Source organism: Pseudomonas sp. P1_C12, from assembly GCF_056406435.1.
In genome coordinates this window covers 1-17093 of record NZ_JBFUAE010000005.1, presented here as the reverse complement: position 1 = coordinate 17093, position 17093 = coordinate 1, and the positions used below count along the sequence as shown (strand labels likewise).

General features: G+C 60.8%; 12 protein-coding genes and 1 rRNA gene. 6 read left to right on the top strand and 7 right to left on the bottom strand.

Features of this window, described 5'->3' with window-relative positions; translation table 11 throughout:
• The first annotated feature begins 141 nt into the window (after positions 1-141).
• The gene (locus AC1D19_RS10445; RefSeq protein WP_477763151.1) at positions 142-456 is read left to right on the top strand and encodes a putative quinol monooxygenase; all 315 of its coding nucleotides are present in this window, start codon (positions 142-144) and stop codon (positions 454-456) included.
• On the opposite strand, the gene AC1D19_RS10440 is transcribed toward AC1D19_RS10445, so the two are convergent.
• Positions 446-1210 (bottom strand): sulfite exporter TauE/SafE family protein, encoded by a 765-nt coding sequence (locus tag AC1D19_RS10440; RefSeq protein ID WP_477763150.1) that lies wholly within the window; start codon positions 1208-1210, stop codon positions 446-448. The genes AC1D19_RS10445 and AC1D19_RS10440 overlap by 11 nt on opposite strands.
• A 203-nt stretch (positions 1211-1413) precedes the next feature.
• Here AC1D19_RS10440 and AC1D19_RS10435 point away from each other — a divergent pair, with 203 nt between their 5' ends.
• The 4 genes from AC1D19_RS10435 (at position 1414) to AC1D19_RS10420 (ending at position 3791) form a co-directional block, all read left to right on the top strand.
• Positions 1414-2298 (top strand): LysR family transcriptional regulator, encoded by an 885-nt coding sequence (locus AC1D19_RS10435; protein WP_477763329.1) that lies wholly within the window; start codon positions 1414-1416, stop codon positions 2296-2298.
• 42 nt (positions 2299-2340) lie between these two features.
• Positions 2341-2919 (top strand): NAD(P)H-dependent oxidoreductase, encoded by a 579-nt coding sequence (locus AC1D19_RS10430; RefSeq protein WP_477756020.1) that lies wholly within the window; start codon positions 2341-2343, stop codon positions 2917-2919.
• A gap of 49 nt (positions 2920-2968) precedes the next feature.
• Positions 2969-3340 carry a MerR family transcriptional regulator gene (locus tag AC1D19_RS10425; RefSeq protein ID WP_477756019.1) on the top strand — a complete coding sequence of 124 codons (372 nt, stop codon included), beginning with the start codon at positions 2969-2971 and terminating at the stop codon, positions 3338-3340.
• A 106-nt stretch (positions 3341-3446) separates the two neighbouring features.
• On the top strand, positions 3447-3791 hold the full coding sequence (locus AC1D19_RS10420) for a cupin domain-containing protein (RefSeq protein ID WP_007988984.1): 345 nt from the start codon (positions 3447-3449) through the stop codon (positions 3789-3791).
• 140 nt (positions 3792-3931) lie between these two features.
• Here the strand turns inward: AC1D19_RS10420 and mmsB are convergent, their stop codons facing one another.
• Complete coding sequence (mmsB, locus tag AC1D19_RS10415) at positions 3932-4819, bottom strand: 3-hydroxyisobutyrate dehydrogenase (RefSeq protein WP_150728379.1); 888 nt, start codon at positions 4817-4819, stop codon at positions 3932-3934.
• A 10-nt stretch (positions 4820-4829) separates the two neighbouring features.
• Positions 4830-6356 carry a CoA-acylating methylmalonate-semialdehyde dehydrogenase gene (locus AC1D19_RS10410; protein WP_477756017.1) on the bottom strand — a complete coding sequence of 509 codons (1527 nt, stop codon included), beginning with the start codon at positions 6354-6356 and terminating at the stop codon, positions 4830-4832.
• Positions 6357-6506: 150 nt separating this feature from the next.
• Here AC1D19_RS10410 and AC1D19_RS10405 point away from each other — a divergent pair, with 150 nt between their 5' ends.
• The gene (locus AC1D19_RS10405; RefSeq protein ID WP_477756016.1) at positions 6507-7454 is read left to right on the top strand and encodes a LysR family transcriptional regulator; all 948 of its coding nucleotides are present in this window, start codon (positions 6507-6509) and stop codon (positions 7452-7454) included.
• A gap of 7 nt (positions 7455-7461) precedes the next feature.
• Here AC1D19_RS10405 and recD read toward each other — a convergent pair whose 3' ends face one another.
• From recD to rrf, 4 genes are all read right to left on the bottom strand, one after another.
• A complete protein-coding gene (gene recD, locus AC1D19_RS10400) occupies positions 7462-9564 on the bottom strand; it encodes an exodeoxyribonuclease V subunit alpha (protein WP_477763149.1) in 2103 nt (700 codons plus the stop codon).
• Positions 9561-13250: an exodeoxyribonuclease V subunit beta gene (recB, locus tag AC1D19_RS10395; RefSeq protein WP_477763148.1), complete on the bottom strand. Its 3690-nt coding sequence runs from the start codon at positions 13248-13250 to the stop codon at positions 9561-9563. Before recB ends, recD begins: the two co-directional genes overlap by 4 nt.
• A complete protein-coding gene (recC, locus tag AC1D19_RS10390; protein ID WP_477763147.1) occupies positions 13250-16699 on the bottom strand; it encodes an exodeoxyribonuclease V subunit gamma in 3450 nt (1149 codons plus the stop codon). The genes recB and recC overlap by 1 nt, the downstream gene beginning before the upstream one ends.
• 154 nt (positions 16700-16853) lie before the next feature.
• Positions 16854-16969, bottom strand: a 5S ribosomal RNA gene (gene rrf / locus AC1D19_RS10385).
• Positions 16970-17093 lie beyond the last annotated feature (124 nt).

The window sequence follows — 17093 nt, the reverse complement described above, 5'->3', positions numbered from 1 at the left end:
GAATCGGATGGCGGCAGAGTACCGATCAGCCTCGCGCGGAATAAGCGCCGATTTGGCAAAATTCATTTGACCTACAGGCACGAATCAACAGGCGATTATTGCCTTAGACTGACGCCAATTCTGACTTGATGAGAGATGTAGATGAGTGAAATCCAGGGCTTCATTCTGCACGCCAAGACCCGCCCGGAAAAATCCGATGCCTTCGAAGCGTTTTTCAGCGGCTACGTGCAAGCGAGCCGAGCCGAACCCGGTTGCATCGAATACCACATGTTGCGCGACAAACAGGACCCGACCCTGTTCATCTTCTACGAGATCTGGCAATCCCGGGCCCACCTCGACGTGCACTCGAACCTGCCGCACATGAAGCAGTTCCTCGAGCAGCGCGATGAATACCTGGAGCGGGACTTCGAGATCCGCGTCATCGACATGATCAGCCCGTCGTCCGCTAGCCGCTGATCAGCAAATGGCCACCGAGCAAACCCAGGCCAATGAAGAACACACGCTTGAACAGCAGGACGCTGATCCGCTGGCGCAGCGATTGCCCCAGCCACATGCCGAGCATGGCCGGGATCAGCGCCAGCAACGATGCGCTCAACTCGCCCCCGCCGAGCGCGCCACGCCATAACAAGCCACCGGCCAGGGCCAGGGTCGAGACGGTGAACGACAGGCCCAGCGCCTGCACCAGCTCGTCCTTGCTCAAGCCCAGCGCTTGCAGATAAGGTACCGCCGGAATCACGAACACGCCGGTGGCCGAAGTGATGACGCCGGTCAGCACACCACACAATGGACCGAGCCAGCGTTCGCTGTGAGGCCCCACGCGCAAGCTCGGCAGGCACAATCCGCTCAGCGCATACAGCAACAACGCCGCTCCCAACCCTCGCACCACCCAGTGACCACCGCTCATGCCGATCCACAGCGTGCCTGCCCCGGTGCCGATGAAGATCGCCAGCAACATCGGCCACAACCGTTTGACTAGCCCCGACAGATGCCCGCCGAATGCCAGTTGCCAGACGTTGGTCAGGGTCGCCGGAATGATCAACAGCGCCGCAGCCTGCGTCGGTGCCATAGCCAGACCGAGCAGGCCCATGGCAACGGTCGGCAGGCCGAGGCCGATCACGCCCTTGATCATGCCGGCCAGCACAAAGGTGCCGATAACCAACAGCGAAAGGGTTAAACCGAGATTCTGATAAAACGCCGAGAGAGTGTTCATGGGGCTATGGTGAGCCCGCAAAGGTTGATTGAAAATCTGCCATATACTGAGGCTGCCTCTTGTGTTGACAGAGGCTGAGTATTTCGCTGAAACGACTGGCCTCTTCGCGGGCAAGCCCGCTCCTACAGGTGACGCGATCCACTGTAGGAGCGGGCTTGCCCGCGAAGGCGCTAGTCCAGACAGCAAAAAATCCGGGGATGACAATGCACTTCGACCTGACCGACCTGCGCCTGTACCTGAACATCCTCGACTCCGGCAACATCACCGCCGGCGCCGCACACAGTCATTTGTCCCTCGCGGCGGCCAGCGCGCGAATTCGCGCCATGGAGGCGTCGCTGGGCGTCGAGTTTCTACTGCGCAATCGCCGTGGGGTCAGCCCGACGCCGGCCGGCAATGCCCTGGCCCGACACGCCCGGGTTCTATTGCAACAGGCCGAACGCCTGCAACAGGAACTGGCCGAATACGCCCAGGGCGTCAAAGGCCAGGTGCGGCTGCTGTGCAACACCACGGCGATCACCGAGTACCTGCCAGAGTTGCTCGCGGATTTCCTGCGTAGCCATCCCAACCTCGACATCGACCTGCAGGAACTGCCCAGCACCCGCATCACCCACGCCTTGCGCCAGGGTGCGGCGGACCTCGGCATCGTTTCCGACGCGGTGGACACCGATGACTTGCAGACCCAACCGTTCCGCGATGATCCGCTGGTGCTGATCATGCCCCGCGAACATCCCTTGGCACAGGCGACCTCGGTGAGCTTCACCGACACGCTGCATCACGACTACGTCGGCCTGAATGCCAACAGCGCGCTGGCGGTGTATCTGGAAGAACAGGCGCTTCACGCCGGCTTGCGCATGCAGATTCGCATTCGCGCCGACGGTTTCGATGGTGTGATGCGCATGGTCGCCCGTGGGGCAGGACTGGCAATCGTACCGCTGGCCGCAGTCAAACGCAGGTCAGGCAGACTGTCCTTCAAAAGCTGCGCCCTGCAAGAACCCTGGGGCCAACGCAAACTGTTGCTCTGTGCCCGGGACTTCGCCGCATTACCCGGCTATGCCAAGGCTCTGCTGCACGCCTTGACTCTCCCCTGAGGGGCAGACTTTATCCTTGAGGTTTGATCTTCAAGGACAGCGATGATGGGCAAACGAATACTGGTGATACTCGGGCATCCGTCCGGCAACAGCTTCTGCGCCGCCCTCGCCGAACGTTACACGCAGTCGGCAGTGCGCGCCGGGCATGAGGTGCGTCAGTTGTTTCTCGGCACAATGAATTTTGACCCGGTGCTGCGTGAAGGCTATCAACAGGTCCAGCCGCTGGAGGCCGACTTGCGTAACGCCCAGGCCGACATCCTGTGGGCCGAACAACTGACGCTGGTTTATCCGATCTGGTGGGGTGGAATTCCGGCCTTGCTCAAGGGCTTTTTCGACCGGGTGTTCTTGCCGGGTTTTGCTTTCAAGTATCGCCAGGGCAAAGCCTTTCCCGACAAACTCCTGCGCGGCCGAACCGCCCACCTGCTGGTGACCATGGACACACCGCCCTGGTACTACCGATGGATCTACCGCATGCCCGGTTTGCATCAGGTCCGCAAAACCACGCTGGAATTCTGTGGCATCAAGCCAACCCGAACCCTCACCTTCGGGCCAATTCTCGGCGCCAGCGCAGACCGGCATGCGGCCTGGTTACGGCAAGCCGAAGCTATCGCCAGCGGGTGAGTCTGTCGATAATGCACCGAGCTTTACCCTCGGAGAAAAGGACCTTCCCATGTACATCGGCCAAGCCGCGCAACGTTCCGGAACCACTGTCAAAGGCATCCGCCACTACGAGTCGATTGGCCTGCTGCCTGCCGCTCGCCGCCAGGGCAAGTACCGCATCTATGACCAGCACAGCGTCGAACTGCTGATTTTCATCAAATGTGCGCAGCAGCTGGGTTTCAGACTCAAGGAATTGCAGTCAATCTTCGCCGGACATCTGGGCCCACAGTTGCCATGGGAACGGGCACATCAGGTCATCGCCAGCAAAAAACAGGAAATCGGCGAACGGATAGCGGCGCTGTCGCAACAGCACTCGCAATTGGTCGAGTTCGAGAACAGCCTCGAACAATCCCGGCTCGACTGTCCACTGAACCGTATTTGAGGGTCGTGCGTTTCTGGACAGCTCAGTGTCGAGCACAGACAACTGATGGTTGGGCAGGCGCTATAGGGTGCGACTTCAGTTCTTGAGCCCACTGCCCGGAGTCATCATGACCGCACCGATTACCGTTCTTCGCGACACCCACCCGTTGCCCGTGCTCGACGCCTGCAAATGGGAAAAGCTCGAAGGTGACCCGCACACCGTCAATCTCAACGCCTACACGAGTGAAGACGGCAGCAAGATCATGGGCACCTGGATCTGCACGCCGGGCAAGTGGTACGTGGAATATGTGAAGTGGGAGTATTGCCATTTCCAGGAAGGCTACTGCGTCATCACCCCGGAAGGCATGGCGCCGATCCACCTGCGCGCCGGTGACATTTTCGTCATCGAGCCAGGCATGAAAGGCACCTGGGAAGTGGTGGAAACCGTGCGCAAATATTTCGTGTTTGCCTGATAAAGCAAAAGATCGCAGCCTTCGGCAGCTCCTACGGGGTGTATACATTCCCCTGTAGGAGCTGCCGAAGGCTGCGATCTTTTCTTTCTGCCAAATAAAAAACCGGGAACCCGCCCGACGCGGATTCCCGGAAATATCCCTTATTGCGGTTTGCGATAACCATTGATGATCGCCGAGAAGTCCTGACCACCCTCCCCACGCAAACTCATCGCCTGATACAACTGCTGCGCCACCGCGCCGAGTACCACCGGCTGGTGCGCCTGACGTGCCGCTTCAGTAGCCAGCCCCAGATCCTTGAGCATCAGTTCGGCACCGAAACCACCGGTGTAACCGCGCGACGCCGGCGCTGTTTCAACGATGCCCGGCCACGGGTTGTACATCTCCGAACTCCAGCAACGCCCGGTTGAGCTATTGATGATGCCCGCCAGCACCTTGGTGTCGATGCCCAGGGCATCGCCCAGCGCCATGGCTTCGCTGACGCCGACCATGGAAATCCCCAGCAGCAGGTTGTTGCAGATTTTAGCGATTTGCCCGGTGCCGACCTCACCACAATGGACGATGTTGCGGCCCATTTGCGCCAGTACCGGTTGCAGGGTGGCGAACAGTTCGGGAGTGGCGCCGACCATGAAGGTCAGCGTCCCGGCGGCTGCACCACCGGTGCCGCCAGAGACCGGCGCATCGGCCATGGCCACGCCCTGTTTGGCCGCGGCGGCGGCCACGTCCCGCGCGGTCTGTGGATCGATGGTGCTGCAATCCACGGTCGGTACACCTTTGCCGATACCGGCGAGCACGCCGTCTTCACCCAGCCACACGCTGCGTACATGCACCGCGGCTGGCAGCATGGTGATCACCAGTTCGGCGCCCTCTGCCGCTTCACGGGCCGATGCGCTGATACTGCCGCCCAGTTGTTCCAGCTCCGCCAGCACGGCTTTGTTCAGGTCTACCAGGCGCAGAGCATGGCCGGCCTTGATCAGGTTGCGCGCCATCGGCGCGCCCATGTTGCCCAGACCGATAAAAGCGATTTTCATGTCCGGCTCCTTATCGCAGGTTGATGGTGGTGTTCACACCGTCATTGACGCTGTCGTCATCGAACCAGCGACTGGTGACGGTCTTGGTCTGAGTGTAGAACTGCACCACTTGCTTGCCATACGGGCCGAGGTCGCCAAGCTTGGAACCGCGCGAACCGGTGAAACTGAAGAACGGCACCGGCACCGGAATCGGGATGTTGATACCGACCTGGCCAACATCGATTTCGTTCTGGAATTTGCGTGCCGCCGCGCCGCTCTGGGTGAACAGGCCCGTGCCGTTGCCGAACGGGTTGGCGTTGACCAGGGCGATGGCCTCGTCGAGCGTATTAACTTCCAGCACCACCAGCACCGGGCCGAAGATTTCCTGGGTGTAGATCTGCATGTCGGTGGTCACGCCGGAGAACAGGGTCGGGCCGACAAAGTTGCCCTTCTCGTAACCGGGAACCGAGATCTCGCGACCGTCCAGCTCCAGTTTGGCGCCTTCCTTGATGCCGCTCTCGATCAGGTCGAGAATCCGCGCCTTGGCCTTTTTCGAGATCACCGGACCGACATCGGTGCCCGGCTCGCTGCCGGCATTGACCTTGAGCTTTTGCGCCAGCGCCTTCAGATCCGGCAACCATTGCTTGGCCGCGCCCACCAGCACCACCACCGAGGTGGCCATGCAGCGTTGACCGGCGGCACCGAAACCGGCACCCACCAGCGCATTCAGCGCTTGTTCGCGATTGGCGTCTGGCAGCACCACGGCGTGGTTCTTGGCACCCATCATCGATTGCACGCGCTTGCCGTGTTTGCCCGCCAGGTCATAGACGTGAGTACCGACGGCGGTCGAACCGACGAAGGAAACCGCCTTGATGTCTTTGTGGGTGCAGAGCCCGTCCACCACGTCCTTGCCACCGTGCACGACGTTGAGCACGCCAGCAGGAATGCCGGCCTCAATCGCCAGCTCCACCAGCAGCATGGTCGACATCGGGTCCTGTTCGGACGGCTTGAGCACGAAGGTGTTGCCACAGGCGATGGCCATCGGGAACATCCACAGCGGAATCATCGCCGGGAAGTTGAACGGAGTAATGCCTGCGCACACGCCGATCGGTTGGCGCAGGGTGTAGGTATCGACGCCACCGGCGACGTTTTCAGCGAATTCGCCCATTTGCAGGCTGCCGATGGAGCAGGCGTGCTCGACCACTTCCAGTCCACGGAAAATGTCGCCTTCGGCGTCGGCAATGGTCTTGCCCTGCTCGGCACTCAGGACCGCAGCGATGCGCTTGGAGTGTTCGCGAATCAGTGCCTGGAGCTTGAGCATGATGCGCATCCGCGCGCCGATGGGCGTCAGCTTCCAGGTCTGGAAAGCGCGATGGGCTGCGCTGATGGCCGCGTCGACTTCTTCGGCGGTGGCAAACGGCACTTTGGCCAGCACTTGCTGGGTCGCCGGGTTGATGATGTCGTGCCATTCGGTGGTCTTGGATTCGACCCACTCGCCGTCGATCAACAGCTTGACCTTCTGCACGGTGGTTTCGTTGGGCGTGAGCGATGCGTTCATGTGGGTCTCCAGATCTTTGTTTTTATCTTGGGAGTCAAGGCGAGAAAGTCGCCTTGAGATGAGGCGTGTGCCGCGAATTGGTTAACGGACTGTTTTTGGAGTATAGATGTGCAAACTTCTAATAAGAACGCACATAAAAACCGGTCCAACATGCAAAAAAACATCACCTCCCTCGGCTCATTGAACTGGGATGACCTCAAGTTTTTCCTTGAAGTCGCCCGCACCCGCAAGGCCAGCACCGCGGCCAAGCGCCTTGCGGTGGACTACACCACGGTGTCGCGACGCATCAGCTCCCTGGAAACCGCGTTGGGCACATTGCTGTTCGAAAAATCCCGGACCAACGGCTTTATCCTGACCGCCGAAGGCCAGCGGTTGATGGGGTATGCCGAGTCGATCGAAAGTACCCTGCACATGGCGTGCGAGCAGGTTTCCGGGTCTGGCGTGGCCCTATCGGGTCACGTGCGCATGGGCTGCACCGAAGGCTTCGGCAGCTTTTTCATCACGCCGCAGCTGAGCCACTTCGTCGACACCTATCCGGCCATTTCGGTGGATATCCTGCCGCTGCCGCACTTCATCAGCCTGTCCAAGCGCGAGGCCGACATTGTCATCGCTCTGGAGCGTCCGGAGCATGGCCCGTACGTCTGCTGCAAACTATGCGACTACCGATTGCAGCTGTATGCGACCCAGGATTATCTGGACAACCACCCGCCGATCCGCAAACCAGCCGATTTGGCCAAGCATTCATTTATCAGTTACGTCGACGACCTGGCCTTCAGCTCGGAGCTGTTGTACCTGGCCAACGTATTGCCCGGCGCCAGCGCCAACCTGCGCAGCACCAGCGTGATCGCGCAGTTCGTGGCCGCGCAGCAAGGACGCTCACTGGCGATCCTGCCGTGCTTCCTCGCCACCCAGGACCCGCGCCTGCTGCCGGTGTTGCCGCAGGAAATCAATATCACCCGACAATTCTGGATGTACTGCCGCGAAGACCTGCGCAAGCTCAAGCGGATCACCCTGTTATGGGATTACATCCGCGAGGTCACCGAGCAGAATCAGGGTCTGCTGATGGGTGAAAGCCGGGAGATGCTGTTTGCCGATTAGTGACCTTTCAGCCTGTCGGCTCGCTGGCTTCCTTTAGCTCCAGCATCAGCCCGCTCAAGCGTTTGACCCGGCGTTTCACCGCCTCTTCAAACACGCCCGCACGCGACTCGATCAAGGTGAACCAGTCCTTGGCCCGGGTAATTCCGGTGTAGATCAGTTCCTTGGTGAGCACTGGATTCAAGGCATCAGGAAGAATCAATGCGGTATGCGCGAACTCCGAGCCCTGGGATTTATGCACGGTCATGGCGTACACGGTTTCGACATCATTCAGACGGCTGGGCAGGACAAATCGCACGCCACCCTGGCCATCATTGCGTGGGAATGCCACGCGCAAAACCTGTTTTCCGTGGCCTTCCTGCTCCGGGAGCTTGAGGGCGATGCCGATATCGCCGTTCATCAAACCCAGCCCGTAATCGTTGCGGGTCATCAGGACAGGGCGACCTTCGTACCACTGCTGGTCACTGTCGATCAGGCGCGCCCTGAGCAATGCCTCCGTCACCCGCTGGTTCAAGCCCTCCACACCCCACGGCCCTTTGCGCACGGCACATAACAACTGGAATGCGTCGAAGGCCAGCAGCACTTCTCGAGCCCAATCAATCCAGCGCGAATCTTCCAGCGGGCTGTCCAGTGGCGGCCGCTGATTGCGCAGCACGCTCAGGTAATGTCGATAACCCTGCGGCCCCTCACCGTGGCCGTCGAGAAGCAAGCGTTCCAGGGCCCGGTCCTGCTCCCCCTTGAGGGCCAGGCAATACACATCGTCATGGCTGCGCGCCGACAACAACTTTCGGGCTTCTTCGGGTTGCTGCTGGTTGACCCAGCGAGCCAGTTGGCCAATGCCGCTGCCCTCACCGAATCGCCGGGAATGGCGCAACATCACGACCTGTTGGGCCAATGGATGAGTGCCCTGCATGTCCTCCTGCAATCCGCTGGCCTGCAGGTTTTCGCCACTGACGGTTTCCAGCCACTGGCGCGTCTGGGAGCTGTACCAGCCAGCCTCCGCGTCGCGACACAGATCCCCCAATACCGCACCGGCCTCTACCGAAGCCAGTTGATCCTTGTCCCCCAACAGCACGAGGCGCGCATGGGCCGGCAAGGCGTCGAGCAGGTTGGCCATCATTTCCAGGTCGATCATCGAGGCCTCGTCTACCACCAACACATCCAGCGGCAGGCGATTGCCCGCGTGATGCCGGAAATGACGAGTCCCGGGGCGGCTGCCGAGCAGGCGGTGAACGGTGGTGACGTCGGAGGGGATCTTGTCTCGTATGTCTTGGGTGACCTTCAAGGTCCGGACTTGCTGGCTGATGGATTCTGTCAGACGCGCCGCGGCCTTGCCGGTCGGCGCGGCGAGACGAATGCGCAGGGGCATGCCGGCCTCGACTGCCGGCGCCTGGAGCAACGCCAGCAAGCGCACGACGGTGGTGGTCTTGCCGGTTCCCGGCCCCCCCGTCACGATGCTGAAGGCGCTGCGGGTCGCCAGTGCGCACGCGAGCTTCTGCCAGTCGATTACGTCACCGGACCGGGCAGGACCAAACAGCCCGGTGAGGCGCTGGAGCAAGTCGTTCGGCGTGGACTCGTGTTCCGTCAAACGCTCGCGCAGTGAAAGGTCAATCCGCCGCTCGTAGGCCCAATAGCGGCGCAGGTACAAGCGTTTGCCCGATAAAACCAAAGGTCGGTCGCGCACGTTGTCACGGCTGTCAACGGCCAGCGCGACTAGGTTGCTGGCGGCCAGCACCTTGCACCAGTGAGCACCGTCCAGCGATCCCAGCAATTGCGAGGGCAACAGCATCGCGCCGCCTTGCACGTCACCTTCGGGTGGTAACGACAGGGCGAAGTCCGGTTCTTTCAGCGTCTCGAACAGGTCGAGACAGACATGCCCATGGCCCAATTGGTGACTGGTCAGCGCGGCCGCCAGTAACACCAACGGATCATCCTCCGGAGCCAGTTCATGCAGAAACGCCACAAAGGCTTTGTCCAGCGCGCGCAACCAGCCACGTTCGACCCAGCGCGTGAGCAACAACAGCAAGTCGTCGGCACGACTCAGCGGCGCCAGATCGGCCAGGCTTTCGGCTGCCAGCGATGTGGGCAACAAATCGGCGAATGTGCGATTCATAACAGTACTCCCTGTTCCCAGGCGGGCTCGGCCTTGGGTTCCGGCTTGCCCTGGAACAGTCTGTCCAGACGCTCGATCAGCTCTCTTGGCGGCCGGGCGAAAAACACACCCTGGCTGGCCGCACGCGTACCGCGTAAAAACAGGTACAACGCACCGCCGACATGCCGGTCGTAGTCGTAATCGGCGAGCCGCGCCTTGAGCTGGCGGTGCAGGGCCAACAGGTACAACACGTATTGCAAGTCATAACGGTTGTCGAGAATCGATTGTTCCATGGCCTGCGCGGTGTAGGCCGCATCATCGACGCCAAGCCAGTTGGATTTGTAATCGGCCACGTAATAGCGGCCGTCATGTTCGAACGTCAGGTCGATGAAACCCTTGAACATGCCGTTGAGCAACACCGGTTCCGCGGCCACCCGGACCACGCCGTTATGGGTGTATTGGCACACCAGCGCATCGAGCTTGAGCACATCGACCTTATGGCTGGCGAACCAGAACTCCATCTCGACCTGATACTGCGTCAACTGGCCAAATACCACCGGCGCCTGACCGCCGCCCAGTTGCAACGGCGACTTGAGCAGATGCTGCAGCCAGTCACTCAAGGTGCTGATCCAGCCCTCCCAGCCTCGACGGTTGCAGCGACGGGCAATGGCGTCGATCACCTCTTGCGGTGCCGCATCAAAACCCTCGCCTCCCGCCCACTCGAGCAAGCCATGGAGGAAGGTGCCGGGATTCGGGCCGCGCGGGAAGCGATGGATATCGCCGCCACCGGTCACCACTTCCCTGGGGGCCTGCGGGTCGAGGCGTTCGTCATCGAACAGTTTTTGCGCCTGCGGGCTCTCCGGCGCCTCGTCGGTGCCGACACTCAGGGTGTCGCCAATGCGTAACGCGCTGTAGGAAGCGATCCACCAGTTTTCACTGGCCTTGCGTTTCGGAACCAGCGGAACCAGCAGTGCCGCGTCATTTTGCGGTGGCCGGTAATGCTCTGCAGTCGCTTCAGGCATCTCGGCATACGCCAGCGCCGGGCAGTCCTGTTGCAGGTCCCGCAACCAAAGCTGCAACGCCGGGGAATCGGCCAATGGCGCACCGCCGCCCAGCAGATAACCCAATGCCGACAGATGCAGCACCGAGCCATTGTTGTTGCCGCGCTTGAGGTCGGCCACCCCCAGCCAGCAAGCGTGTTGCGCCCGGGTCAGGGCGACATAGAGCAAGCGCAGATCCTCGGCCAGACGCTCATCGTCAGCCAGGGCAATCAATTCTGTCGTCGGCTTCAACGTGACCTGAGCATTGCCGGATTCATCGTGGTAGTGCAACGGCAGGCGGCTGCCATCCACCGGTTTCGCCGAGCAAATGAACGGCAGGAACACCAAGGGATATTCAAGGCCTTTAGACTTGTGAATGGTCACGACCTTGACCAATTGCTCATCACTTTCCAGACGCAGGATCTGCTCTTCGCCAGCCTGCCCGGACAACGCCAGATGCTCGGACAAATGCCGGATCAGGGCTTGCTCGCCATCGAGTTCCGCGGCCGCCTGTTGCAGCAATTCGGACAGGTGCAACAGATTCGTCAAAACCCGCTCGCCGTCACTGCGGGCGATCAACGCCTGGGGCAGACGGAAGTCATGCAGCAAGCGCCGCAGCATCGGCAGTACGCCCTGCTTGCGCCAGACTTCGCGATAGCCACGGAACTGCATGACCCGGGATTCCCAGGCCAACTCGTCCTGATTCAGCCGCTCCAGCTCAGTCAACGAAAGGTTCAACGTGATGCTGGCCAACGCGGCTCGCAGCGGGCGCTCGACATCCGGCTCGGCGCAGGCCTTGAGCCAGGTCAGCACGTCATGCGCCTCCTGGGCGGCGAACACCGAGTCCTTGTCCGACAGGTAAACACTGCGCACGCCACGGGCGGCCAATTGCGCACGAACCGCCTGCGCCTCCTTGCCGTCGCGGACCAGGATGGCGATGTCCGCCGGCAGCAGGCCCCTGAAGGCTTTGCCGTCTTGGCTGAACCCCGCTTGCCCCTGCTGCCCGCCATTGAGCAATGCTGTGATTTCACTGGCGCAGGCAGCCGCCAGATGTTGCCGGTACACCGCGCCGGACAACGGTTGTTCGGCCGGCAAGTGCCAAATGTTCAAGGCCGGGATTGCCTGGTCATTGATGCGCAAGACTTCTTTGCGGCCCTGGGAGGCAACCGGCGTGAACGGCACCGGGTTGTCGCCATTCTTCTGCCGAAAGAGGAAAGCGCCGCGTCCTGACTCCCGGGCTTCGGCGCGCTCGAACACATGGTTCACCGCGTTGACCATGCCGTGGCTCGAGCGAAAGTTGGTGCCCAAGGTGTGCAGGCGGCCAGTGGTGGCCTGGCGGGCGCGCAGGTAGGTATGGATGTCGGCACCGCGAAAAGCGTAGATCGCCTGTTTCGGGTCGCCGATCAGGAACAGACCGCACTCGGGGCTGTTCTCTTCAATGCGGTAGATACTCTCGAAGATCCGGTATTGCACCGGGTCGGTGTCCTGGAACTCATCGATCAGGGCGACCGGAAACTGTTCACGAATCAGGGTTGCCAGTCGCTCGCCGCCATCGGACTGCAAGGCCGCATCAAGGCGCAGCAACATGTCGTCGAAACCCATTTCCGCACGGCGACGTTTCTCTTCCTCGAATCGCGCCCCGACCCAGCGGGCCGCATGTTGCAGCACGGCGGCATCAGGTGTTGGCAACCCATCGAGACAGGCCTTGAGGCCGGCCATCGCATCGAGCCCCGGATGTCGAGGCGCTTCGCCCTTCCAGGCTTCGGCCATGCCATCAGGGGTCAGGCGCGTGAAGCCGGTGCCGATATCCAATTGCTCGAGGGATTCGTCTTCGGCCCAGGCTTTGATCTTTTCAAACCAGGGCTCGAAATAGCGAGCCTGCATCTTGCGACCGTCGACAGCCTTGCCGGCAACGCCCTGGTGACAGATCGCAAGCAACTCGTCCGCCCACTGCAGCCAGGGCTTCTTGAGTTCGATCAGTGCCGCCCGTCGTTCTTGCAGGCATTGCGAAATCACTTCGGCGGGCTCTTTCCCTTGCAGCGTATCCCGCTCGCTGGCGAACAGCGCACGAATCCGCGGCAGCAGCGCCGCCGGTCCGCCCCAATTGCTGCGTACCCAATTCAATGCGTCACCTTGCATCGGGTAACAGAACAGCCGCCAGTAATCGCGCAGGACTTCCCCCAGCAAGTCGCTGTGGTCGGTTTCCAGGGTCTGGGTAAACAGGCTGCCGCTGTCGAAGGCGTGCTCGCGCAACATGCGCTGGCACCAACTGTGGATGGTCGACACCGCCGCCTCATCCATCCACTGCGCCGCGATATCCAGGCGGTTTGCGCACCCGGGCCATTGCTCGGGCAAATATTGATCACGCAACTCGGCAATCAGGCTGTCGGGGGCAGGTGTTTCATCGCGGAAAAATCGCGCGGCCTCGGCGAGCCGCGTGCGAATGCGTTCGCGCAGCTCTTTGGTAGCGGCGTCGGTGAACGTCACGACGAGGATTTGCGGCGGCAACAGCTCACGTCCGAAGCCACTGTCCTCCCCGCCATTGCCAAGCACCAGACGCAGGTACAGCGCGGAAATGGTGAACGTCTTGCCGGTCCCGGCACTGGCTTCGATCAGTTGGCTGCCACGCAGCGGGAAGGCCAGGGCCAACGGTGTCTTCGTGCTCATCAGCGCGACTCCTCGCTGGACAGTGAACGCCAAGGAGCTTCAAGAAGCGGGCGATAGAGCGCGTCACACCAATCGGGGAACGTCTCATCGGCATTCAAGGCATCGTAATCGGCGAATTGGCGAGCGAGTGCCGGGCTTTCGCGACGCTCTCCGTCCGTCGTCTGCCCGTCGCCTTCATAGGCCTTGCGCGCAGCGGCATCGGCCTTGACCGGGTCGGTTTGCCCCAGCCACGCAAAGGCTGTCTTGACCGCGATCGGCAGAGGCTGGCGCATGCCCGACTGCCAGGCCATCAACAGGTCACCGAGAATTTTCTGCGCTGTGGTCTCATCCAGCGGAGCGAGCAGCAGGCTGTCGTCACTGGCCACCAATGCGGTGGTCAACGCCACGCCACTGGCACAAGCCACCAGATGAGTGAGCCACGGACGTGTCAGACGATGCCATTTGCGTGACTTGATCGAGCCGATACTGTTGGGGATCGTAGTGATAGACAGCAATCCACCATCGGCGCGCTGATGCAGGCCGCTGAGCCAGCCCTCAATGTGCAGGCCTTGCAGTTCAAGACTGACTGGCAACGCGCTGCTGAGCGGTGTAGGCCACAAAGCCAGGAGCTGTTGGTGGCGTTGCAGCAAGTCAGGTAATGGCTCGATCAATTCACGCTGCAGGCACTCACCGAATCCGGCCATGGGCAGCAGCCCGCTGTTTTGCAGGCGTTTCGCCTGATCCTCCAGTGCCTGTCCGGTATTTCCCGGGTCAGCCAGCGCCGCTTCGAGCAAACGGTCACTTAGGCTGTAACGCTGCAACGCATCCAGGACAAAAGGCTCTTCATCAGCCAAGGGCACTTCGGCCGCCTCGAAGAAGACCTTCAGGCGCTGGCTGAAAAAGTGCCGTACCGGGTTGCGCAGGAAATCCTGCAACTGACCGAGACTCAGTGGTTCGTCCTGAACGTGAGCCTCGAGCACTTCCGCGCTTGCCTGTTGCTCTGTCGCCTGATGAAGCACCTGCCATTCGGTGGCGTAGCTGAACGACTCATCCCCTTCGTGAAAGTAGCGGGCACTGAAAGGTTGCAACGGGTGTTCCCGGGTCATGGCCTCCAGCAGATCATTGTCGCTTTGTGACAATCGCCAACCGCTGGCCAAGTGGTCGCGTAACTGGCCGATCAGCACCGACGCAGGCCTCTCGCTGTTATCGCGGATGCTGCGGCCCACCCAACTGATGTAGAGCTGGTCCCGTGCCGACAACAAGGCTTCCAGTAGCAGGTAGCGGTCATCTTCGCGTCGGGAGCGGTCACCTGGACGGTAATCACTGCCCATGAGATCGAAATCCAGTGGCGGCTGCGCGCGCGGATAATCGCCGTCATTCATGCCCAGCAGGCACACCAGTTTGAACGGGATGGCGCGCATGGGCATCAAGGTGCAGAAGTTGACCGCTCCGGCCAGAAAGCGTTGGGACAAACGGCCCTGATCCAGACCCGCAAGCCAGGCTTCACGGACGACGGTCAGCGGTAACTCGTCCTGCAACCCGACCGACTCGCAGGTCTCGAGCCAGGTCTCACGCAGCTCTTCGAGCTGAGCCAGCAAGTAGTCATCGTGTTCGTTACTGGCAAGGAAGAACAACTGCACCAACGCCTGCAAGCGCAAGCCCCATTGCCCCGGCGATGCAGGCTGAGAAAGTTCGTGGTGAGCCACTTCCAGCGCGTCCAGCAGCGCAACCAGCGGGCCGATTAGCGCGGCGTCCAGGCCCCCGATTTCGTCGTAGGGCTCGATACCCTCATAAGCATCGGCGCTGCCAACGGCATAACCGAGCAACATCCGGCGCAAGCCGAAACGCCAGCTATTTTGCTCCAGTTCATTCGGCAGCCCGAGCCCGGCACGCTGCTCGGCGTTCATGCCCCAGCGAATGCCGGCACCTTCGATCCAGCGGTGCAGCGTCGGCAGATCGCGCTCCTCAACACCAAAGCGAGCACGCAGTGCCGGGACGTCCAGCAGATCGAGAATCTCACTGACGGGGAATCGGCTGTCAGGCAGCTTGAGCAGGTGCTCGACCGCAATCAGTAGTGGATCGCGGCCACGCTGGCCCTGGTCCGCCAGGGTAAACGGAATGAAGCGCGGATCCTGGCGGTCAAGCTGACCAAACACGGCACGAATGTGCGGTGCGTAACTGTCGATGTCCGGGACCATCACGATAATGTCCCGGGGCCGCAAGTGCGGGTCGGCGCTGAAACGCGCGAGCAGTTGATCGTGGAGAATCTCGACTTCTCGCTGGGCGCTGTGGGCGATGTGAAAACGGATCGATTCGTCCTTCGCAAGATCGATAGCGGGCCAACGCTCCCGAGTCTCATTAAGTGGACGCAACTCGAGGATGTCATCCTGCAACTGGTTGAGCACGTTCAGCGGCTGACCATCACTGAACAGGTCGATGCGCCCGTCGCGGAATGCCGAACGATAGCTGTTGGGATCGTCATAACTGTCGAGCAGGTTGATATAGTCCCGCCCCTGTTTACCCCAGGCAGCCAGCAATGGGTGAGCATGCTGGTGGAGGGTTTGCGGATCGATCACTACCGGCATGCCGCTTTTGCGGGCCTGACGCTTGTATTGATGCCGCAACAGGTCTTTATCGGCGACGATGTCCGCCCAATGGTGACGACACGGGTTGTGTACGCACAGCAGGACCTGGCTGAATCGTGCCAGTCCCGCCAGTGCCTCCAGGGCTTGCGCAGGCAGCGAAGAAATCCCGAAAACGATCACTCGTGAGGGTAATCCCTTGGGGGCGACTTCGAGATTGTTGATACGCTCGACAAATCGCTGATGGACCCCGGCACGGCTTTGCGCCATGCCTTCTTCTCCCACATCCAGCAAGAGTGCGCGCCATAACTCTGCCTGCCAGCAATTGGCCGGGGTCAGGGGTTTGGCTTCGCCCCTGCCGTTTCTTGTTTGATGTCGACCTTCTGCCCAGTCTTCCAGCCAGTCAGCCCGATAGACCTGGTATTGGTCGAACAGATCCGCCAGACGCTCGGCCAATTGATAGCGTTTGCGCAGATCGGTGTCATGGGTCAGGAAACGCTGCAGCGGCTCGAAGTGCGGTTGGTTGATCAATTGCGGCAGCAGGCGCATCAGACGCCAGGTCAGCGGTGCTTTATCGAGCAGGGACTTGACCGGAATTTCGTCACGGCCAAGTACCATGCGATAGAGCTGCCACATGAAACTACCGGGCAACTGCACGTCAATGGCCGCGGCGATGCCGCAGCCTCCCATGTCGCCGTCCTCAGAATCTTCCGCCAGTGCCAGCTTCAGCCATTGGGCAATGCCATTGCTTTGCACCAACGCGATTTCATTCTCCAGGGGAGCCAGCGGGTAGCGCCGCATCCAGCTGACCACCAGGCTGCGCAACTCATCCAGGCGGTTGCCGTGAACCACCATAAAACCAGCACTGAGGGACGTCGCGTCCGGCATAAAGGCTTCCTTGGAAAATACAAACGCCAAGGGCGAACCTTAACATTGTCGGGAGACTGTGACAGCGTGGAGCTGTCCGGTATTGCTGTATGAGTTTTTCTGCGGACAAAAACAAAACCCCAACTGCTTTCGCAATTGGGGTTTCGGAATTTAATCTTGACGATGACCTACTCTCACATGGGGAAACCCCACACTACCATCGGCGATGCATCGTTTCACTGCTGAGTTCGGGATGGGATCAGGTGGTTCCAATGCTCTATGGTCGTCAAGAAATTCGGGTACTGAGTCGTGACCAGATGGCCTCGCTTCAGCAAATTGGGTAGGTGATAGCTTTCGGTGTTTTGCGAGCGTCGAACTTTCGGTTCATTGCGTCTTCACACACCGCAATCTGATG